General features: G+C 44.5%; 19 protein-coding genes. 4 read left to right on the forward strand and 15 right to left on the reverse strand.

The annotated features are described in order from the left end of the window. Positions 1-7 precede the first annotated feature (7 nt). Both CSV75_RS03960 and CSV75_RS03965 read right to left on the reverse strand, forming a co-directional pair. Entirely contained in the window at positions 8-763 is a 756-nt protein-coding gene (locus tag CSV75_RS03960) for an SDR family NAD(P)-dependent oxidoreductase (protein ID WP_099674832.1), read from the reverse strand. Beyond that, positions 750-1691: an MBL fold metallo-hydrolase gene (locus tag CSV75_RS03965; protein WP_099674833.1), complete on the reverse strand. Its 942-nt coding sequence runs from the start codon at positions 1689-1691 to the stop codon at positions 750-752. The genes CSV75_RS03960 and CSV75_RS03965 overlap by 14 nt, the downstream gene beginning before the upstream one ends. 191 nt (positions 1692-1882) lie before the next feature. Between CSV75_RS03965 and CSV75_RS03970 the strand changes: the two genes are divergently transcribed. From CSV75_RS03970 to proC, 3 genes are all read left to right on the forward strand, one after another. Beyond that, on the forward strand, positions 1883-3022 hold the full coding sequence (locus tag CSV75_RS03970) for an SPFH domain-containing protein (RefSeq protein ID WP_099674834.1): 1140 nt from the start codon (positions 1883-1885) through the stop codon (positions 3020-3022). 10 nt (positions 3023-3032) lie between these two features. After that, entirely contained in the window at positions 3033-4139 is a 1107-nt protein-coding gene (locus CSV75_RS03975; protein ID WP_099674835.1) for a TFIIB-type zinc ribbon-containing protein, read from the forward strand. Positions 4140-4445: 306 nt separating this feature from the next. Further along, positions 4446-5255, forward strand: a complete 810-nt coding sequence (gene proC / locus CSV75_RS03980; protein WP_099674836.1) for a pyrroline-5-carboxylate reductase — start codon at positions 4446-4448, stop codon at positions 5253-5255. Positions 5256-5439: 184 nt separating this feature from the next. Here proC and rnz read toward each other — a convergent pair whose 3' ends face one another. The 6 genes from rnz to mce form a co-directional block, all read right to left on the reverse strand. Next, positions 5440-6387: a ribonuclease Z gene (gene rnz / locus CSV75_RS03985; protein WP_099674837.1), complete on the reverse strand. Its 948-nt coding sequence runs from the start codon at positions 6385-6387 to the stop codon at positions 5440-5442. A 16-nt stretch (positions 6388-6403) separates the two neighbouring features. Continuing rightward, entirely contained in the window at positions 6404-7594 is a 1191-nt protein-coding gene (locus CSV75_RS03990) for a DNA polymerase IV (RefSeq protein ID WP_099674838.1), read from the reverse strand. A 108-nt stretch (positions 7595-7702) separates the two neighbouring features. Next, positions 7703-8167, reverse strand: coding sequence for a chemotaxis protein CheW (locus CSV75_RS03995; RefSeq protein ID WP_199171295.1), 465 nt, complete (start codon positions 8165-8167; stop codon positions 7703-7705). Positions 8168-8203: 36 nt separating this feature from the next. Continuing rightward, entirely contained in the window at positions 8204-9328 is a 1125-nt protein-coding gene (locus CSV75_RS04000; protein ID WP_099674839.1) for a M20/M25/M40 family metallo-hydrolase, read from the reverse strand. Positions 9329-9346: 18 nt separating this feature from the next. After that, on the reverse strand, positions 9347-10894 hold the full coding sequence (locus CSV75_RS04005; protein ID WP_099674840.1) for an acyl-CoA carboxylase subunit beta: 1548 nt from the start codon (positions 10892-10894) through the stop codon (positions 9347-9349). After that, complete coding sequence (gene mce / locus CSV75_RS04010; RefSeq protein WP_099674841.1) at positions 10895-11305, reverse strand: methylmalonyl-CoA epimerase; 411 nt, start codon at positions 11303-11305, stop codon at positions 10895-10897. Between the two features lie 123 nt (positions 11306-11428). On the opposite strand from mce, the gene prli42 reads away from it, so the two are divergent. Beyond that, positions 11429-11524 (forward strand): stressosome-associated protein Prli42, encoded by a 96-nt coding sequence (gene prli42 / locus CSV75_RS16215; RefSeq protein ID WP_155979530.1) that lies wholly within the window; start codon positions 11429-11431, stop codon positions 11522-11524. Between the two features lie 171 nt (positions 11525-11695). Here prli42 and CSV75_RS04015 read toward each other — a convergent pair whose 3' ends face one another. The 7 genes from CSV75_RS04015 to CSV75_RS04045 form a co-directional block, all read right to left on the reverse strand. Beyond that, on the reverse strand, positions 11696-12136 hold the full coding sequence (locus tag CSV75_RS04015) for a BrxA/BrxB family bacilliredoxin (protein ID WP_099628904.1): 441 nt from the start codon (positions 12134-12136) through the stop codon (positions 11696-11698). Between the two features lie 117 nt (positions 12137-12253). Continuing rightward, a complete protein-coding gene (gene meaB, locus CSV75_RS04020) occupies positions 12254-13303 on the reverse strand; it encodes a methylmalonyl Co-A mutase-associated GTPase MeaB (RefSeq protein WP_099675332.1) in 1050 nt (349 codons plus the stop codon). 32 nt (positions 13304-13335) lie between these two features. Next, complete coding sequence (scpA, locus tag CSV75_RS04025) at positions 13336-15492, reverse strand: methylmalonyl-CoA mutase (RefSeq protein WP_099674842.1); 2157 nt, start codon at positions 15490-15492, stop codon at positions 13336-13338. Beyond that, positions 15485-17158, reverse strand: coding sequence for a methylmalonyl-CoA mutase family protein (locus CSV75_RS04030; protein ID WP_233191586.1), 1674 nt, complete (start codon positions 17156-17158; stop codon positions 15485-15487). The genes scpA and CSV75_RS04030 overlap by 8 nt, the downstream gene beginning before the upstream one ends. A gap of 504 nt (positions 17159-17662) precedes the next feature. Continuing rightward, positions 17663-18979: a dihydrolipoamide acetyltransferase family protein gene (locus CSV75_RS04035; RefSeq protein WP_099674844.1), complete on the reverse strand. Its 1317-nt coding sequence runs from the start codon at positions 18977-18979 to the stop codon at positions 17663-17665. 18 nt (positions 18980-18997) lie between these two features. Next, the gene (locus tag CSV75_RS04040) at positions 18998-19981 is read right to left on the reverse strand and encodes an alpha-ketoacid dehydrogenase subunit beta (protein WP_099672203.1); all 984 of its coding nucleotides are present in this window, start codon (positions 19979-19981) and stop codon (positions 18998-19000) included. Beyond that, complete coding sequence (locus CSV75_RS04045) at positions 19981-20985, reverse strand: thiamine pyrophosphate-dependent dehydrogenase E1 component subunit alpha (protein ID WP_099674845.1); 1005 nt, start codon at positions 20983-20985, stop codon at positions 19981-19983. The genes CSV75_RS04040 and CSV75_RS04045 overlap by 1 nt, the downstream gene beginning before the upstream one ends. Between the last annotated feature and the right edge of the window lies 1 nt (position 20986).

The raw sequence follows: 20986 nt of genomic DNA on the forward strand, positions 1-20986 counted from the left end.
CGTCTTCTTACTTCTTATAGAAAAATGACTTCCCGATAGTTTCTACTACGCTAGGTGCTAACGCATACAGCCTGCTTGTCAGACCTGTAATTTTTGGTAAATTCACTTCGCGTCTAGGTCGTTCGATGGTTTCCATAACAGCACGCACCACCGTATCCACCGTCAACAACTGGCTACCCATAGCTTGTTTGTAGCCGCCTGTGACATCCGCGAGTTCGATAAACGGTGTATCAATCGGCCCTGGATGGATAACGGATACATCGACGTCATAGGGCGCGACTTCCATACGTACGGCATTCGTGTAGCCAATTAGCGCGTGTTTCGTTGCGGCATAGACCGATGTTTTTGGCGTTGCTACTTTCCCTGCCTGTGAACCGATATAGACGAGATGTCCATGCTTGCGTTTGATCATTGCAGGTACTACACGCGCGGTTAGTTGCATCGGCACGAGTACATTTGTCTCGAGCATGGCGGACATGTCTTCATCGGTCGTCTCATGGGCCAGGTGGAACTTCCCTACTCCAGCAGAAAATACGATGAGGTCAGGTGTTCCAATGCTAGAAACTAGCCAATCGAGCTGCTTGGTGTCTCGAAGATCTGCACAGTATCCTTCAACCCCAAATACGCGTAACTCTTCTAACACCTTCGCATTGCGACCTGTCGCAATCACACGATAATCGTTTAACTTCGCCAAACGTTTTGCTAGTTCAAACCCAATTCCACTCGTCGCTCCTGTGATCAGCACGCATTTAGAGTCGGACATAATGATGAACTCCTGCTGAATCAGCCATTTCAGAAATTAATTCTGCCGCCACTAGATAATCTAGCTGCCCAATCGTTTCAGACAGCGTCAGTCCCAACTCTTTTTCATAAACAGCTGGGAATAATAGTTTCGTTACGTCAAAGACCGTTTTCGATTCATCTAACATAGCGAGTACTTTCATGGCGCGGTCGTGCTGCTTCGCCAAGCGTTCAGTTATTAGTTCATGAGCATTGGTAATCTCTCCGCCATGACCTCCGTACACGAGTGATACCGGTAAATCCAACAAACGTTTTAGTGATGCATTGTATTGAAGCAATGACTTCGGACGTCCGTGCTCTTTCTTAAACGGTGGCTCTATTAATGGATTGGATGACACTTTCTCGAGCAACAAATCGCCACCGATCAGAATGCCTTCCCTTTCATTGAATAACGATAAATGACTTTGCGCGTGACCTAAAGACTCTTGGATTTTCCAGCCTGGATGTCCCGGAAGATCGTCACCTTCATACATCATGCGATCGACGGGACGCCCTCCCATTAAATCGACTGATCGACGGAAGCGCTTCACCCATTTCATATATTGCTCCGGCACGCCTTCTTCTATTAATGATTGTTCATAGAAACGATCATGACGATCCATAAACTCTGCATCGCGTGTTAGCCAGTAGTTTAAATACGGATGACCAAGAATTTCCGCGCGATCAAACATCTCAACCAATCCGCAGTGATCGGGATGGTGATGCGTGACGAAAACTTGCTCTATATCATGGAATGTATAGCCCATTTCTTTTAATTTCATCTGCAACACTTCACGCGCTTCTGGCGTTTTTGTTGCCGCGTCTACCAACGTTAGCGTGTCGCCTTTAAGTAAAAAGCAATTCACGTCACCTACCGCAAATGGCGTAGGCGTACTCATTTTTGTGATCATCTTCTGTTCCCCCTATTAAATGAATGACTGTTCAGTCTATTGTACTCCTTATTTCCATGTGCGTCACGTCTTGATTGTTCATTTACCGAAAGATATTTCGCACAAAATGAAACCATTTTGTCTATTCTTCGTATGGTATACTACAAGAAATTACATGATGTACATAATGATGTCGAGTTGGAGGGATGACAATGGGATTTTTTAATATGTTCAAGAACCAATTTATCGAAGTAATCGAATGGCAAGCACAGGATGCCAACACGTTAGTTTATCAATTTCCCGTGCATAATAATGAAATTAAAATGGGTGCAGAGCTGACGGTCAGGGAGTCGCAAGTCGCGGTCTTCGTCAATGAAGGAGAAATTGCGGATGTGTTTGGACCAGGACGTCATATTTTGTATACGCAGAATATGCCCATCCTGACGAAGTTGAAGTCATGGAAATACGGCTTTGATTCACCATTTAAAGCGGAAGTATATTTCATTAATACGAAGCAATTCATCAATCAAAAATGGGGCACATCGAACCCCATTATGATGCGTGACCCAGATTTCGGTATGATCCGCCTTCGTGGTTACGGAATTTATTCGTATCGCGTGTCGGATCCTACAGTATTTTTGCGGGAACTATTTGGAACGAACAGTTCATATGACACGAATTCCGTTGAAGGTCATCTAAAGAAAATGATCATTTCTGGATTATCCGATTTATTCGCAGAATCTCAAATACCTGCGCTTGATCTGTCGATGCATTACGACGAATTAAGCGAAAAAGGCAAAGAGAAGATGATGTCTCGTTTTGCTGCATTTGGTTTCGAGATCACATCACTCTATATCGAGAATTTGTCACTACCAAAAGAAGTAGAAGAAGCGATGGACAAACGTACCTCTATGGGCGTGCTCGGCAATATGCAACAATATCAGCAATATCAGGTGGCTGAAGCGATGCGCGATGCAGCACAGAACGAAGGTGGCATGGCGGGCGCAGGTGTCGGGATGGGGGCTGGTATGGGTATGGGTCAAGTCATGGCAAATGCGATGAATCAGAACCAACAGCAGCAACCCCAACCACAAGTTGCAACAAAATCCTGTCCACATTGTCAGGCCACGATCAACGCCGATGCCAAGTTCTGCGGTCAATGCGGAAAATCAGTTGAAACGGATAAAGTACCATGCGTTAAATGTGAAACTATGATTCCAAAAGACGCGAAGTTCTGCAGTCACTGCGGTACATCTCAAGTCACCGAGAAAAAATGTCCTGCTTGCTCACATGCCAATCTGCCGGGTGCGAAATTCTGCGCAGAATGTGGTGAGATGTTAGACGAAAAGTGAGGGATGGACGTTGACTTCATTTGATGAACAACACACAGTTGTAGAAGATACTGAAAATATCAAATGCCCTTCTTGTGGCGCCAACACAGAATATCATCCGGAAACACGCGGCTTAAAATGTCCTTTTTGTAGTCACGAAATGCCGATCGAAGCAACGTTCGACCATCATGTGGAACTGAATTTCAAGGAAGCGGGAAATAATCTTCAACATCTATGGAATGAAGAGAAACGTGTTTTTTCCTGCAGCAGTTGTGGAGCTGAATCCGTACTAGACGCACATATCGTCGCGGATTTCTGTTCGTTTTGCGGATCTTCTCACATATCGGTTACGAATCACGATGCCGGTATACAACCGGGGTTATTGATTCCGTTTCAAGTTTCCGAGGAACAGGCGCAAACGAAGTTCAAGGACTGGATCAAAGGGCACTTCTTCGCACCGAACGCATTGAAGAAAAATTATCGAATGAATAAAATATCCGGCGCCTATTTGCCTTACTGGACGTATGATAGTCAGACACAGTCACACTATGTCGTACGTGTCGGGAATTACTATTATGTCACCGAAACACGGACGGTCTATGAGGATGGTAAGGCGAGACAAGTGACCGAGCAAGTGCAAAAAATCCGTTGGCATCAGGAAAGCGGTAATTATCGTGAATTTTTTGATGATATTCTTATCAAAGCGTCCAGCACAGTCGATCCAAAATTGTTGCAGAAAGTACAGCCTTTCCAATTAACGAGTCTTACCGATTATAAAGTGGAATATATGTCTGGCTTCCTTGCTGAGCGCTATTCTGTTTCATTACAACAAGGATTTGAGCAGGCAAAAGACGTGATGACTAGAGGAATCGTCAACGGGATCGAAGGCAGCGTAGCCGGAGATATCGTACAAGTAGTCAATGTTTCGACAGATTATACCGAAATTACATACAAACATATTTTATTGCCGATTTGGATTTCCTCTTTTTATTTCAAGGAAAAAGTTTATCAATTCATCGTCAATGGACAAACGGGAAAAGTGTCCGGGAATTATCCGGTGAGCGCGATGAAGATCGTTTCGTTGGTCATTTCGATTCTGATCGTTTTATTCATCATCTATTTATTCGTCGGCAGCTAGCGGTAGTTTGACATTTCATTTAGTACGTGACATAATCATGGAAATAGTATGAAACGGGCATTGAGGAAGATCAGTAGACGGGTGACGGATAGCAGAGAGCATGGCCGAGGCTGCAAGTCATGTATCCCACTCCCCTTCGAACCTCCTTCCGAGCTGTCGTGGAAACACGACCGTACCTTCTGCGATAAAGAAGACTTGAAGTTGTGCTGTCGTAAACAGCAAATTTAGGTGGCACCGCGGAAACCGAGCGTTTTCGTCCTGAAACATAGGACGGGAGCGTTTTTTTATTTGGGGAGGATGTTAGACATGGAAAAGATTTTATTTGTAGGCGCCGGTCAAATGGCAGAAGCAATTATTGCAGGGATTATTAAAAAACGAGTCATATATGAAGACAATGTCTATGTCATGAATCGTTCAGATGCTGAACGTTTAGATGAACTAGAGTCGCGTTACGGTATTACGAAAGTATGTGAAGACCGAGATTTCATTAAAAAAGTCGACTTAGTAGTGCTCGCAACAAAGCCGAAAGATGTAGAGAACGTGATGGATGATATTGCACCTTACCTTGGGGAAAATACGACGGTTCTCTCCGTCATCGCAGGGATTTCCATCGATACATTTGAGAGTGGCCTCGGCAAACGTCCGATTGCACGCTCGATGCCGAATACATCTGCGACAATTGGAAAATCAGCTAGTGGGATTGCGTTTAATGATGCGGTTTCAGAAAGAATGCAACAATCCATTTTGAGCTTACTGAGTGCAATCGGTATTGTTAAAGTCGTCGAAGAAGATGATTTGCATGCGGTCACAGCCCTTTCAGGTAGCGGCCCTGCGTATATCTACTATTTAGTGGAGGCAATGGAAGAAGCTGCGGTAGCGCGAGGCCTAGATGCAGCGGCTGCACGTGAATTGATCGTTCAAACAATCTACGGTGCTGCATCGATGTTGAAGAAAACGGGCGAAGAGCCTAGTATATTACGGGAAAATGTAACGAGCCCTGGCGGCACGACAGCAGCCGGTTTGCGATCGCTAGAAGACCACAACTTCAAGACCATTATTTCGGACTGCTTGATCAGTGCGGAAAACCGTTCACGTCAATTGGGCACTGTGAAATAATATAAGAATTCGACGCTCGGGGAAAATGATTTCCCCGAGCGTCTTTTTTAATGAGCGGAACACGGATCGTTATGAGCGAATACGCGGCAACATAGAGCCCCTCGTTCCATTTAACACATTTACATTAATCAAAAAAAGGCCTATCACAAAAAGTCACTGGCATGGCGACTTCTTGGATAGCCTTTTAATTGTTCGCAAGCTTTATTAATTCTCCGTGTTTCCACTGATAACGCGTAAAATCATCTGCAATCGAAATCGCCTCAAATACTTCGGTACCTTCAGCTAAGAATGCCAGCATTTCACTTGGCATGAAACGCGCGCTTATATGGTTGGCTATAAGGTTTTTCGCATTCGCTTCTTTCGCAATAGTTGCTGCTTCGACAATTGTTGAATGACCGAATTCTTTTGCGCCTGCTGCATACTCATCCGTAAACGTCGCTTCATGGATCAAAATATCAGCGTCTTGTGCCAGTTCAACCGAAGCTTGGCAGTACGATGTATCTCCAATGACCGTAATGACGAAGCCTTTTTTCTTATCTGTCGTAACATCTTGACTGTAGACTGTCTGCCCATTCTCGAGCTCTACGTCAAAACCGTCTTTCAAGCGCTGCAACAGCGGGCCTTTCGGAACGCCTTGTTCCATCGCTTTGTCGATCAATAATGTACCTGGTAACTCTTTCTGTTCAATACGGAAGCCAAAACTTTGAATGACGTGTTGGACTTCTTTGGCATAGACTTTGAATTCATCTGTCTCGAGAATCATACCATCGTGGATTTCATGCACATTCAACTTGTAAGGCAAGTACGTTCCCGTCAATTTATAGGTGTGCTGTAGCCACTCTTTCAATCCCGCGGGACCGTAAATATCAACTGGATCATCCCCACCTAAAAATGCTCGTGAGCTGAGAAATCCCGGTAATCCGAAAATATGGTCGCCATGCAAATGTGTAATGAAGATTTTCGTAATCTTCTTCGGCTTGATCGAGCTGTGTAGCAATTGATGCTGTGTCGCTTCGCCACAATCAAATAGCCAGTTTTCCTTATTTTCATCTGTCAAATCCAGAACGAGTGCGGATGTATTGCGCTGTTTTGACGGCATCCCTGCACCTGTCCCAAGAAATTCTATATCCACATCCATTGCCTCCTGCCTATTTCTTCGTACATCCTTTTTTAATAATACCATCTCCGAAACGCTGCGTCAGACTCGACATCAATTGATCCATTTCGTATTCCTTTTGTTGCTGCTCAAAATTATCGAATGTCAGTTGCTTAACCATTTCAGATCGTTCTATGACATTCGCCGCTGTAATGCCTAGCAAGCGAATGGGCTCGTAGTCCCAATGTTGCTGGAATAATTGAATGGCTACTTCTGTAATATCTTCCTCAAGATAGATGGCTTGTTGGAGCGTTCTACTTCTTGTGGTATTTTGCCAGTCGGCATAGCGCATTTGAATACTGATAGTCATTCCGGCTAACCGTTTCGTTTCCAGTCGTCCCGCTACTCGTTTCGCAAGCCGTTCAAAAATCGGAATACAATCTTCTAGTTCTGTTAGATCAACAGGCAACGTAGTAGAACTACCGATGCTTTTACGTTCTTCCGCACTTTCGGGATCAACGGGTCGTGTATCGATCCCGTTTGCCCGTTGTTTAAGGCGTAAACCATTTTTACCAAGTAGCGCTTCCAACGTGATTTTTTCGGCAGTAGCCAAGTCACCTATCGTTTTAATAGCTTTACTATGCAATTTCTCTTCCGTCCGTTTGCCGATGCCATGCATTTCAATGACTGGTAATGGCCACAACATGTTCGGCACTTCTCGTTTACGTAAAATGGTAATGCCCATTGGTTTTTTAAAATCAGATGCTGTTTTCGCAAGGAACTTATTCGGTGCAATTCCAATCGAACAAGGTAGATCCAGTTCTGCTAAAATTCGCATTTGAATTTCTTGTGCCAAGTCATACGCACGTGTCAATCCACCAATATCGGTCGTATCGATATACGCTTCATCAATGGAAACAGGTTCGACCCATTCGGTATAGCTTCGCAAAATATCAAAAACCGAATTTGACATTTGTCTGTATAAGTCATGCCTTGGCGGAACGATCGTTAAATCCGGACAAAGTCGTTTAGCTTCTCCTACCGTCATCGTCGTGTAAACGCCAAATGCCCTTGCCTCATATGAACAGGTTACGAGAATTCCTCTGCGTTCTTTCGGGTTGCCCGCGACCGCCAGAGGGATTCCTTTTAATGAAGGATTCGCAGCTTGTTCAACTGAGGCAAAGAAGCTGTTCATATCAAGATGCATAATGACTCGTGGATTAGAGATGATCGGACCCGTCATATCAACACCTATCTTTCCCAGGAAATAATTATGTAATAGGAAAAAGCGGCAAACCGACTTCTGTCTGCCACTCTTTCCATTTTATCAAATATATGTTCTGTTTGCCTACTAATTTGATTGCTGTTGTTCTTTCATATAACTAGAGATTTCATCCATGCCGTGGAGTGAATCCGTCATGATATTGGGATCGATGACAGTCACTACACGGTCCTCTAGATTGGCTACTGTTACAAAATAAGGCGTTTTGGAATACGCTTTTAATGCAGTAGATGTTAACCGATCTTCTGGCAATTCAAGGATCTCTTTTGCATCTAGCACGAGTAAACCAACTTCCAACTGATCCGTTTTCACGACCACTACATGGGATTCAACATCGCGTGGTGTCGCCTGATGATAAAGAATCTGACTTAAATCCAGAATAGGCACTAGTTCGCCACGGGATTTCATCAGCCCAAGTAAATACGTTGGAAGGTGAGGTATCGGTGTGACATAGTCCAGTTTCTCAATGGATATCACCGATTCTACTGGAAGTGCATATTCTTCATTGCCTGTCCGCACAATCACAGTTTGCATAGTTATACCTTCTTTCAAGGCTCTTTGTTGAGACTGTTACACTGTGTGGATTGCCTGACCGACAATCTCAAGTACTAATTCCGTCAGTTTTTCCAGCTCTTTTACCGGCATGCGTTCGTTTTTCGTATGAATCTCTTCATATCCAACAGACAATGTCACAGTAGGAACGCCCATACCGTTGAAGACGTTGCCGTCACTTCCGCCGCCGCTTGTCATGATCTTCGGCTCACGTCCTACGTTGCGGATGGACTTCATCGCGACTTGCACGACTTCTTCGTCATCTCCAATTGAGAAACCAGGATACATGAGTTCTGTTGTCGTCTCAGCTTTGCCACCTAAAGATTTAGATGTCGTGGCAAATTTCTCGACCATTAAATCGATTTGTTTCTTCATTTTATCTGGATTGATCGAACGAACTTCCGATAAAATGAAAGCCTCTTCACAAACGATATTCGTTGCTTTTCCACCTTCAAAACGGCCGATATTTGCAGTCGTCTCTTCATCTATTCGGCCAAGTTTCATGCCCGCAATAGATTTAGCAGCGAGTGAGATCGCAGAAATTCCTGTTTCAGGAGCAACACCAGCGTGAGCTGTTTTTCCATAGATTGTCGTCCATAATTTCGACTGATAAGGAGCAGCTGTAACAATACCGCCTACTTCTCCGTCACTATCGATCGCGAAGCCATACTTCGCTTGTAGGTAGTCAGGATTCATCGCTTTCGCGCCTACTAATCCGCTTTCTTCACCAGCTGTAATAATAAACTGGATCGGACCATGCGGCTTGTCTGACTCTTGGATCACTTTCGCCATCTCGAGTAAAGCGGCAATTCCTGCTTTATCGTCTGCACCTAAAATCGTCGTACCGTCACTGTAGATATATCCATCTTCTTTGACGATTGGCTGAATGGATCGTCCTGGAACTACCGTATCCATATGACATGTGAAGAAGATCGGATCCGCGTCAGCCACTGTACTTGGCAAGTTGGCAATTAAATTGCCCGCTCCATGTCCTGTCTTTTCCGCTGTATCATCTTCCGTTACGTCAAAACCCAGTTCCTGCAATTTTTTCGTAAGAATATCTGCAATATTTCGTTCGTTTTTAGTTTCAGAATCAATTTTTACTAACTCCAAAAATTCTTGAAGTAATCGTTGTGTATTCAAGATGAAAGACTCCTTTGATTATAGAGGTATGTTGCCGTGCTTTTTCTTCGGACGATCTTCGTGCTTATTGCGCATCATTTCAAGTCCTTGAAGCAATTTAATACGCGTTTCGCGTGGGTCAATGACATCGTCGATCATGCCGTGTGAAGCGGCAACGTATGGATTCGCAAACTTTTCACGGTATTCTTCGATTTTTGCTGTACGAGTTGCTTCCGGATTTTCACTGCTTGCGATATCGCGCGCGAAGATGATGTTCGCCGCACCTTCAGCACCCATTACGGCTACTTCTGCGTTTGGCCAAGCGAAGACTAAGTCTGCACCGATTGATTTAGAGTTCAGGGCTACGTATGCGCCACCGAAAGCTTTACGCAAGATCAAAGTGATTTTTGGCACAGTTGCTTCCGAGTATGCATACAAAATCTTCGCTCCGTGTCGAATGATTCCGCCATGCTCTTGTTTGATTCCTGGGAAGAATCCTGTAACATCTTCAAATGTGATCAATGGAATATTGAATGAGTCACATGTACGTATGAAACGTGCAATTTTATCAGAAGAGTTAATGTCTAGTCCACCCGCCATTACTTTTGGCTGGTTACAAACAAATCCAACTGTCTCACCTTTCATGCGTGCATAGCCAACTACCGCGTTCTTTGCGAATTCAGGCTGAATTTCGAAGAATGATCCTTCATCCACTACTTGCTCCAATACTTTTCGTACGTCATAAGGACGAATTGTTTCGTAAGGTACTGTATCCGCCAAATCTGGACGATAATCATCTTGTTCTTCAAATGGCTGAACAGGTGTCTTTTCTGTGTTATTCTGTGGCAAATATGTCAATAATTCGCGTGTTTTTTCTAATACTTCTTCTTCACTTGCCCCACGGAGATGCGCGTTACCACTAATCGTGTTGTGAACTTTCGCGCCACCCAAATCTTCGGAAGTAATTTTCTCTCCTGTAACCGTTTCAATCACTTTTGGTCCTGTGATGAACATCTGACTCGTTTTATCCGTCATAATGACGAAATCTGTGATCGCTGGCGAATACACCGCGCCACCTGCACAAGGCCCGAGGATAACAGAAATTTGTGGAATAACTCCGGAATAGATCGCGTTACGGTAGAAAATTTCACCGTATCCGTCGAGAGATAATACACCTTCCTGGATACGTGCGCCACCCGAATCGTTAAGACCGATGAATGGTGCACCGTTTTTCGCAGCCAAATCCATTACATTGGCAATTTTCATTGCGTGCATTTCACCTAGTGCTCCACCAAATACCGTGAAGTCTTGGGAGAATAGATAGATAGGGCGTCCGTGGATTTTACCGTAACCTGTTACGACACCGTCGCCAGGTCCTTCTAGCTTGTCCATGCCGAAATCACGTGTACGATGAACAACGAATGGATTCAACTCTACGAAAGTACCTTCATCAAGTAGTATGTCAATACGTTCACGTGCTGTAAGTTTACCTTTTTCGTGTTGCTTCATGATTCGCTCATCGCCGCCACCCAACTCGATTTCGCGTTTCTTATCATAAAGTTCATTAATTTTATCGTAAATGTTCATCTAGTATTCCCCCTTAGTCTTTTCACATAATTCATAGAGCACGCCGTATGATGATTTTGGATGCAGAAATGCCACTTCTGCTCCGCCAGCACCTGGTTTAGGTTGATCTGAAAGTAGTTGAACGCCCTTCTCTTCCAATTCCTTCATTCTTGAACGAATATCCGTTACACCAAAAGCGATATGGTGAACCCCTTCACCGCGTTTTTCAATAAACTTCGCAATGGGACTTGTCTCCGTCATCGGTTCAAGTAACTCGATCTTGACGTTATGTGCATCAATGAACGCCACTTTAACCCCTTGGCTAGCAACTTCTTCAATAGCAATGACTGTCAATCCGAGTGTATCTATGTAATAATTAACTGATTCATCTATACTTTTTACAGCAATCCCTATATGATCTACCTTATTCATAGCACATTCCCCTTTTACTACGATTCTACTATAAGAACACATACCAGCCATTCCAGTTGTGAAAATCCTTATTTCTGTTAAAATAGAATCAAACCAATTCCAACGCGTAAGGAGCTTTGCTGCATGAGTAATAAAAAAATTCAAAAAACAGTTGTCTACTTGATGATCGTCGCCATGATCGCATCTACTATGGTCATGGGTCTCAGCATGTTCTTATAATGTAAATGACAGTTCGCATAGGAAAATATGCGAACTGTTTTTTATTGCCTTCGAGCTACATGCGCCAGTCTCTCGGATCGCTTCAGTCCTGATTCAAAAGGCAAGTTCGGCCTTTTGCTTCAGGACCTCCAGCGTCTGTCGAGACTAGACGGCGCATTCCGCTTTAGTTTATTACAGTTCTTCGCAGTGCTCTTCAAATTGTTCCTGAAGATTCACGACAACTGACATCGGGTCATGTCCTTCGATTTCAAAACGTCCTACTTCACCGATCAGTTTGCCGTCTTTTAGCAAAGCGAATGATGGAGAAGATGGAATGTGATCTTCACCGAAGTGCATACGTGCTTGTGCAGTTGCTTCTTTGTCTTGTCCAGCAAATACCGTTACCAAGTGGTCCGGACGCTTGTCATAATGTACTGCGTGTGCAGCTGCTGGACGAGCGATTCCGCCAGCGCATCCACAAACGGAGTTAACCATGACTAATGTCGTACCAGGTTGCTTGAATGCTTCCTCTACGTCCTCAGGTGTTTTCAACTGCTTGTAGCCGCTCGCTTCCATTTCGGATCTCGCTTGGTTCGTCATATCGTTCATGTAAAAATCAAAGTTCATAGTCATTTTACAATATCTCCTCTCTCATACTCTATAATTGTGATGGCCTCTTCAGTTTCGCTTTAACACTTCCCTGATACTAATTAGACTATCCTCTTCAATCATAGCATATCCCTACAGGAATTAAGAAGAAAACAATCGGTCAATTGCTCCAGTTACAGTTAAATGACCGTCGAGCAATTCTTCCTCAAGTGCCTTCACTTGCGTTTTTCGTCCTTGCTCCGAGAAAAATGAATCAATCAAGTGATCACGGATCATCGCATGGAACCAATCGCGTGTCTGATGCTGACGTCTTGTGTCCCAATGATTCTTATCTTTCATTTCTTTCTCAAACTCCAAAACCGTTTCCCATACCGCTTCCAAGCCGGTCTTTTCTATAGAAGAAACCGGTTGTACTCTGGACGTCCATTCAGGCGAAGCAGGTTGCAGCATATGCATAATTCGTGTATATTCACGCACCGTTTTCTTGACTAGCGGTTTATTAGCACCGTCATTCTTATGCACGACAATACCATCCGTCAGTTCCATGATGCCCTTTTTCATTCCTTGTAGTTCGTCACCAGCACCAGTCAGCACTAGCAATAAGAAATAATCGACCATTCCACGTACAATCGTTTCGCCTTGGCCAACCCCTACGGTTTCAATCAAAATGACATCGTATCCCGCCGCTTCACAAAGCAGCATCGTTTCGCGAGATTTCTTATGCACACCACCGAGTGTACCGGCTGACGGAGAAGGGCGGATAAAAGCATTCTTATGCCGTGCCAACTCCTCCATACGCGTCTTGTCACCTAAAATACTCCCGCCAGTCAGCGTTGAACTCGGGTCAATTGCGAGTACCGCCACTTTATGACCCATATCCGCTAGCATTAGACCGAACGCCTCGATGAATGTACTTTTTCCAGCACCCGGAACGCCTGTAATACCTATTCGGATACAGTTCCCCGTTTTCGGCAGAAGGCTAGTCAACACTTCCTGACCGACCTTCTTATCGCTAGGCTTTGTACTTTCAAGCAACGTTATACCACGTGCTAAATACAAGCGAGAACCATTTTCTATTTCCTGTTGCAATACATCCAAGTATTTATGAGATGGATCTTTTTTAACAAAGCGTTTACGTGAAGAGGCAACAAATCCATCATGTGTGGATTCTATTCCGCGCATCACATGCATGGCTGATTCATCTCGTCCGTTTTGTTTTTCTGTCAATCCGTCACTTCCTCATAGCCGAGCTGTCGGTAAATTTCCTCAATGACTTTTTGTGCCGCCACTGGAATGACTGTACCCGGGCCAAAGATTGCAGCTGCACCATTCTTGCGCAAGAAATCATAATCCTGTGCAGGAATCACGCCACCTACAACGACTAAAATATCTTCACGATTGATTTTCTTTAGTTCTTCACGCAATGTGGGTACCAATGTTTTATGACCTGCCGCCAGTGAACTTACCCCAATGACGTGCACATCATTTTCCGCCGCCTGCAAAGCTGTCTCTTCAGGTGTCTGGAATAAAGGACCGATATCCACGTCGAAGCCCAAGTCAGCGAATGAAGATGCGATAACTTTCGCTCCACGGTCATGTCCGTCCTGACCCATCTTCGCAACTAAAATACGTGGACGACGCCCTTCATTTTCCAAGAACTCATCTGTCATATCTTTCACTTCTTGGATCTCTTCTTCATTTGAGAAGTTTGAGCTATATACACCACTCACTGAACGGATCACCGCCTTATGTCTACCAGATACTGATTCAATCGCATCCGAAATCTCACCGATTGTTGCGCGCGCTCTTGCGGCGTCAACTGCTAATGCAAGAAGATTTCCTTCACCACTCTTAGCCGCTTCCGTGATCGCTATCAGCGTCGCCTGAACTTTATTCTCATCACGCTTGTCCTTCATATCGTTGATGCGGTCAATTTGCTTCTGACGTACCAACGTGTTGTCGATATCCAGAATATCAATCGCATCTTCGGTATCCAAACGATACTTATTGACGCCGACAATCGTTTCCGCTTTCGAATCGATTTTCGCCTGGCGCTTAGCCGCAGCCTCTTCAATTTTCATTTTCGGTAAGCCTGTTTCAATCGCTTCTGCCATGCCACCAAGTGACTCAATTTCACCGATTAATTCCCATGCTTTCTCCATTAACTCTTCTGTTAATTTTTCCACATAGTATGAACCGCCCCAAGGGTCAATTACTTTTGTCATCATCGTCTCTTCTTGTAAGAACAATTGTGTATTCCGTGCAATACGAGCCGAGAAATCGGTCGGTAACGCGATGGCTTCATCCAATGCGTTGGTGTGTAGTGATTGCGTGTGACCCATGGATGATGCATTTGCTTCAACTAATGTGCGGGTTACGTTGTTAAATGGATCTTGCTCCGTCAAACTCCAGCCTGACGTTTGGGAGTGCGTACGTAATGCGAGTGTCTTTGGGTTCTTCGGTTCAAACGATTGCATCATCTGCGCCCAGATCTTCCGTGCCGCCCTCATTTTCGCTATTTCCATATAGTAGTTCATACCGATCGCCCAGAAGAAGGACAACCGAGGTGCGAATGAATCGATATCGATACCCGCCTTCAAACCTGTACGAACATATTCCAAGCCGTCTGCAAGTGTATACGCAAGCTCGATATCCGCAGTGGCTCCCGCCTCTTGCATATGGTAACCTGAGATCGAAATCGAGTTGAATTTCGGCATATTCTCGGACGTATACGAGAAAATATCCGCAATGATTCGCATGGACATCGCCGGTGGGAAGATATACGTGTTCCGAACCATATACTCTTTCAAAATATCATTCTGTATCGTACCAGAAAGTTTCTCAGGATGTACACCAGACTCTTCAGCCGCTACGATATAAAATGCCATGATTGGCAATACCGCGCCGTTCATTGTCATCGATACCGACATTTGATCGAGAGGAATACCCGCGAATAAAATCTTCATATCTTCAATGGAGTCGATCGCAACCCCCGCTTTACCTACGTCACCTGTTACACGAGGATGATCAGAGTCATAACCGCGGTGAGTCGCAAGGTCGAACGCTACTGAAAGTCCTTTTTGTCCCATCGCCAAATTCCGTCGGTAAAATGCGTTACTCTCTTCTGCTGTAGAAAATCCAGCATACTGACGAACTGTCCAAGGACGCGCTACGTACATCGTCGGATACGGTCCACGCGTGTTCGGCGCGATGCCTGGGAAGTCTTTCAAATGCTCCGTGTTTTCAATATCTTTTGCTGTATAGATGGGCGCTACATCGATTCCTTCATTCGTTAAAAAATTCACTTTTGACGATGTTTGCTGTGAGAGTTCATTGAGTGATTGCTCTATATTCACTTTACGGAAATCAGGTTTACTCAACGGAACGGCCTCCTTTAGTCTGCATAATAATAGTATTCAGCTTGTCAATCTTATCCTGTCCTGCGAAAATGAAACCATTCAATCCATTGGCAAGCCACTGATCTGCTGTTTCTGATGGATATTTACCCGCTGTATCGATTGGACAATTCCCTTTATAGGAAGCCAAGAAGTTTGTAACGACTTCTTCAGTATCCGCAGCCGATGCACAAATTACTGCATAATCAGGCTGTTGTTCCTCGATCCAACTGAGCGCTTGATCGTTTGACTCGAAAGAAGGACTCCATATCGCTTCGATACCGCCAACTGCCAAGAATCCACTGACGAAATCCGCACGAGGTTTATAGTCTTTCAATGCACCAAAGTTAAGCAAAACCGTTTTCGGCAACTCTTCTTGTTGTTTGGAACGAATATTTTCAAAAGGCTCCGACAAGCGTTTGGATACAGTCACGGTTGATTCATTCGCATAATTCACTTCTGTCAATTCCGCATAGACATTCGTGCCGATCAACGTCTTCTTACCCGTTGCCATTTCTTTCTGACGCTGCGCATACAGTTTGCTTAATTCGCCAGATTGCAAAAATGCTTGATAACCGCCATTCTCATCAATCTCTAAGAACTTCTCCCATGATTTACGAATTAAATCTGCCGTCAATGATTCGATGAAGTATGAACCGCCTGCGGGATCTAGAACTTGATCGATATGCGTTTCTTCCTTTAAAATCAATTGAATATTTCGCGCGTAACGATTCGAGCTTGGAGACGTTCCAGTCAATACATCATGCGGTAGTACAGTCAGCCAATCCGCTCCGCCTAAAATAGCTGAGAATGCCGCGTTGCCGCCACGTAGTAAGTTTACATACGGATCAAGTTTTGAGTATGAACGCAGTGAAGTAATCCCTACCAAAGGCACTTGCTTCGCGTTTTCCACGCCATATGCTTCATTGAATAATTTCCATAATACACGAAACGCACGGAACTTCGCGATTTCCATGAAGAAGTGTGTATCAGCAGCAAATCGTGCATAAAAGTTGTTTGTAAATTCTTCAAACGAAGTGGCTTCTTCCGCCAGTTCGGCCGCGATCGAAAGTGATAGCGCGAGTTCAGTTACCGCGTCCGCCCCTTCATGATGCGCTGTCCATAAATCGGCACCCTTTGTACGAACTCCTGGAAATCCTTCAAGTACTAATGGAACCGCACTGATACAAATTCCTGTAACGTCTTTGCGTTTTGTTTCTTCTATATACGTAAAGGCTTGTAAAATCGGATCATCGCTTTGCACTTCTGTGAATAAAATTGGATAGCGCGTAATCAGTTCAGCTACTTGCTTAATGTCCTCTTCAGCCCAGACTAAAGGCTTCAATCCGTTATAAGCAATCGCTTCATTCCCCCGTGCCAAAGATTCTTTCATCTGCTCTACGAACTGTTCCCCATTTGTTGCACTAACAGGTTGTGCGACAGTCCAGCCGAATGCAGGCTTTGTGACGCGTGAAATTTCCAATTGGTCCAGATCCTCTTTGGTGTAAAGAGGTTTGAGTTCAATACCCTCAATTGTTTTTGTGTACAACGAGTCAAAAGGTTTTCCTTTTAGAGATAAAACAGCCGCTTCTTTCCATTCAGTAAAGTTTGGGGCTGTAAATGTAAATGTTTTCATGTTATGTATAGGCATAATGGTGCTCCTTCCCCTTTTTAAAACCATTAATAATTCTAGTGTACCGTAGAGTACGTTATGAAGGAAGAGGAAAATCAGAAGTTTCCGTCTAGTTTCATTATAAGAATACGAATTTATGACGTTTATACGTGAGTGTAGATTTTAGCTTAGTGAGCTGGTAATGAGGAAAGGGCAATCAATATCCGATTGCCCTTTCGTTTGTGCTCATTAATCCGTGTACGTGATCATACCTCTTCTGTAACCGCTCTTCACTTCCCACACGCGCTCATACCTCACATTTATCCGCTCTATACTCAACTATTTTCGCTCATAATGTTTATCTAACCGCTCATAAAGCGAAATTTCCTCACTAGATAGTACAATTGGACTGGTAACAAGCAAGCCAGCCTGAACGCATCCCGAGCCGGTGCTTCAATCCCAAACTATAAACCACTGCACGTACTTATTGCCCGTCAAAACCAAAAAACAACCTCCAAAACCAAGTTTGGAGGTTGCCGGTTCTTAATATAACGAAGTCTTATCTTTAGCCATGCCTTCCAACAACTCTTTCACACGTGCGAGGAAACGTCCACAAACGAGTCCGTCCAGCACGCGGTGATCAAGCGATAGACAGAGGTTGACCATGTCGCGTGCGGCCATCATGCCATTGTCCATAATTACTGGACGCTTGACGATCGACTCCACTTGCAAAATAGCGGCTTGCGGATAATTGATAATCCCCATCGACTGAACCGAACCAAATGAGCCAGTATTGTTCACCGTGAACGTACCACCTTGCATCTCTGTCGATTTCAGCTTACCATTGCGCACTTTTCCGGCCAACTCATGAATTTCGCGACCAATGCCTTTGATCGTTTTTTCATCTGTTCCTTTGATGACAGGGACATATAACGCATCATCCGTTGCTACCGCAATCGAGATGTTGATGTCTTTTTTCATGACAATCGTATCGCCTGCCCACATCGAGTTCATTTCTGGATATTCCTTCAAAGCTTGTGAAATGGCTTTAATAAAGAAGGCGAAATACGTCAAATTGAATCCTTCTTTTTCTTTGAATTCTTTTTTGACGCTATCACGCAACAGAACGAGTTCCGTTACGTCCACTTCAATCATCATCCAAGCGTGTGGCGCTTCAGTTACAGAACGTACCATGTTGTTCGCGATCGCTCGACGTACACTCGTTACCGGAATTTCGATATCACCGTTTTCGCGTTTCACATGTGACGAGACAGCTTGTTCAGGTGCCGCCTGTTCCGAAGGTGCCACTTGTGGTTGCGATTGTTCTTCAACCACAACGTCCTGTGATCCCTTTTGCGACTGGGCTCCGCCACTTTCAATGAATGCTTGAATGTCTTTTCGCGTAATACGTCCTTCGCGTCCCGTGCCACTTACTTGAGACAAGTCAATGCCATGTTCCTGAGACATCTTCAGCACAGCAGGAGAAAATCGGCCCGCTGCCTTACCGCCCGTTGCAGGTCGCGTCTTTGCTTTTGGTGCTTCCACTTGCTTGTCAACAGGCTTTGCAGCTGGTGTTTCTACCGTAGGTGCTGAAACGTGTACGGGTTCTTCCGCGTCGCCTTCAATTTCAATTAAACAAACCGTTTCGCCCACTTCAATCGTATCGCCTTCTTTTGCGATGATTTCTTTAATTATTCCAGAGAATGAAGACGGAACTTCCGCTGTGACTTTATCGGTTGTCACTTCCGCAAGTGAATCATATTTAGCTACCGTATCCCCGGGAGCGACGAGCCATTTTTCGATAGTTCCTTCGGTTACACTCTCACCCAGTTTCGGCATAGTAATTTTTTCAATGCCCATTTCCTTACGCCTCCTTAGTTAAAATTCCGCTAAATCCCTTGCTGCCTTTTCGATCTTTTCAGGATTCATCATAAAGAACTTTTCCATAGAAGGAGCATAAGGCATGGCAGGTACGTCGGGTCCTGCTAATCGTTTGATTGGTGCATCCAATTCAAATAAACAATTTTCTGCAATGATAGCAGAAACTTCACTCATGATGCTGCCTTCTAGGTTATCTTCTGTCACCAATAAAACTTTTCCTGTTTTCGAAGCAGCTTCAATGATCGCCTCTTTATCTAAAGGATAGACCGTACGTAGATCCAAAACATGGACAGAAATATCATCTTCAGCTAATCGTTCCGCAGCTTGCAGTGCGAAATGTACACACAAACCATACGTGATAATCGTGATATCTTCCCCATCACGCTTCACATCCGCTTTACCAATTGGCAACACGTAGTCATCGTCAGGAACTTCCCCTTTAATCAACCGATATGCGCGCTTGTGCTCAAAGAATAACACGGGATCTTCATCACGCACTGCCGCTTTTAGCAATCCTTTCGCATCGTAAGGAGTGGATGGGATGACAATTTTCAAGCCGGGAGTCGAAGCAAACATCGATTCAACTGACTGTGAATGATATAAAGCGCCGTGAACGCCACCACCAAAAGGAGCGCGAATGACGACAGGACATGAAAAATCATTATTTGAACGGTAACGGATTTTCGCCGCTTCCGATACGATTTGATTGACCGCCGGCATAATAAAATCGGCAAACTGCATTTCAGCAATCGGACGCATACCATACATCGCCGCACCAATTGCAACGCCCGCAATAGCGGACTCAGCGAGAGGCGTATCAAGCGAACGATATTCACCGAACTGATCGTATAGACCAGTTGTTGCTTTAAACACGCCACCTTTACGGCCGACATCTTCTCCAAGTACGAATACTTGGTCGTCGCGTTCCATTTCTTCTTTCATTGCCAGGTTGATAGCATCTATAAATGAACGAACGGCCATTATGCTTCGCCCCCCTTTTCTTCATAGACATAGCGCAATGCGTGCTCAGGCTTCGCGTATTCCGCCTGTTCCGCATACTCTGTTGCTTCATCGACCTGCAGTTTTACACGTTCTTCTATTTCATCGTACTTTTCATCCGTCAAGACTTTTACTTCTTTTAGATACTGAATAAATGACAATAACGGATCTTGTTTTCTTTCGTCTTCAAGCTCTTCTGCATCACGGTATTGGCGTTGATCATCATCTGAAGAGTGTGCAGTCAGTCGATAACATACCGCTTCAACTAATGTCGGACCTTCGCCGTTTCTAGCTCGGTCTGCCGCTTTTTTCACCACTTCATACACTGTCAGCGGATCTCTTCCGTCTACAGTGTAACCTGGCATACCGTAACCGATTGCACGATCAGAGACATTCTCACAGGCCATTTGTTTATCAAGAGGTACGGAGATTGCATATTTATTATTTTCCACCATAATCACTGTCGGTAATTTATGCACACCCGCAAAATTCATACCTTCATGGAAGTCTCCTTGATTGGAAGAACCTTCTCCAAGAGTTACGAACGTGATAAAATCCTCTTTATTCATTTTTGCGGCTAATGCTACGCCGACAGCATGTGGTAATTGTGTCGTAACAGGTGAAGATCCTGTCAAAATACGATTCTTGCGTTGGCCAAAGTGACCTGGCATCTGCCGACCACCGGAGTTCGGGTCATCCGCCTTGGCGAAAGCCGATAACATCAAATCTTTCGGCGTCATACCAAAATGTAAGACCACTCCCATATCACGGTAGTACGGTGCGATCCAGTCCTTTTCGTTATTCAGAGCGAATGAAGCCCCTACCTGTGCCGCCTCCTGCCCTTGACAAGAGATAACGAACGGAATCTTCCCCGCGCGGTTTAGTAACCACATTCTCTCATCTAAACGACGTGCCATCAGCATCGTCTCGTACATTTGCAACACATCTTCATCTGTCAAACCCAATTCAATATGCCGATTACTCATT

This window comes from Sporosarcina sp. P18a (assembly GCF_002743135.1).
Classification (GTDB): Bacteria; Bacillota; Bacilli; order Bacillales_A; family Planococcaceae; genus Sporosarcina.

Bases quoted from the DNA above. Each gene is read 5' to 3' on its own strand.
- CSV75_RS03960 (WP_099674832.1), bottom strand. From the start codon at position 763: ATGTCCGACTCTAAATGCGTGCTGATCACAGGAGCGACGAGTGGAATT.
- CSV75_RS03965 (WP_099674833.1), bottom strand. From the start codon at position 1,691: ATGATCACAAAAATGAGTACGCCTACGCCATTTGCGGTAGGTGACGTG.
- CSV75_RS03970 (WP_099674834.1), top strand. From the start codon at position 1,883: ATGGGATTTTTTAATATGTTCAAGAACCAATTTATCGAAGTAATCGAA.
- proC (WP_099674836.1), top strand. From the start codon at position 4,446: ATGGAAAAGATTTTATTTGTAGGCGCCGGTCAAATGGCAGAAGCAATT.
- CSV75_RS03990 (WP_099674838.1), bottom strand. From the start codon at position 7,594: ATGACGGGTCCGATCATCTCTAATCCACGAGTCATTATGCATCTTGAT.
- CSV75_RS03995 (WP_199171295.1), bottom strand. From the start codon at position 8,167: ATGCAAACTGTGATTGTGCGGACAGGCAATGAAGAATATGCACTTCCA.
- CSV75_RS04005 (WP_099674840.1), bottom strand. From the start codon at position 10,894: ATGAACATTTACGATAAAATTAATGAACTTTATGATAAGAAACGCGAA.
- mce (WP_099674841.1), bottom strand. From the start codon at position 11,305: ATGAATAAGGTAGATCATATAGGGATTGCTGTAAAAAGTATAGATGAA.
- prli42 (WP_155979530.1), top strand. From the start codon at position 11,429: ATGAGTAATAAAAAAATTCAAAAAACAGTTGTCTACTTGATGATCGTC.
- CSV75_RS04015 (WP_099628904.1), bottom strand. From the start codon at position 12,136: ATGACTATGAACTTTGATTTTTACATGAACGATATGACGAACCAAGCG.
- meaB (WP_099675332.1), bottom strand. From the start codon at position 13,303: ATGCATGTGATGCGCGGAATAGAATCCACACATGATGGATTTGTTGCC.
- CSV75_RS04030 (WP_233191586.1), bottom strand. From the start codon at position 17,158: ATGCCTATACATAACATGAAAACATTTACATTTACAGCCCCAAACTTT.
- CSV75_RS04035 (WP_099674844.1), bottom strand. From the start codon at position 18,979: ATGGGCATTGAAAAAATTACTATGCCGAAACTGGGTGAGAGTGTAACC.
- CSV75_RS04040 (WP_099672203.1), bottom strand. From the start codon at position 19,981: ATGGCCGTTCGTTCATTTATAGATGCTATCAACCTGGCAATGAAAGAA.
- CSV75_RS04045 (WP_099674845.1), bottom strand. From the start codon at position 20,985: ATGAGTAATCGGCATATTGAATTGGGTTTGACAGATGAAGATGTGTTG.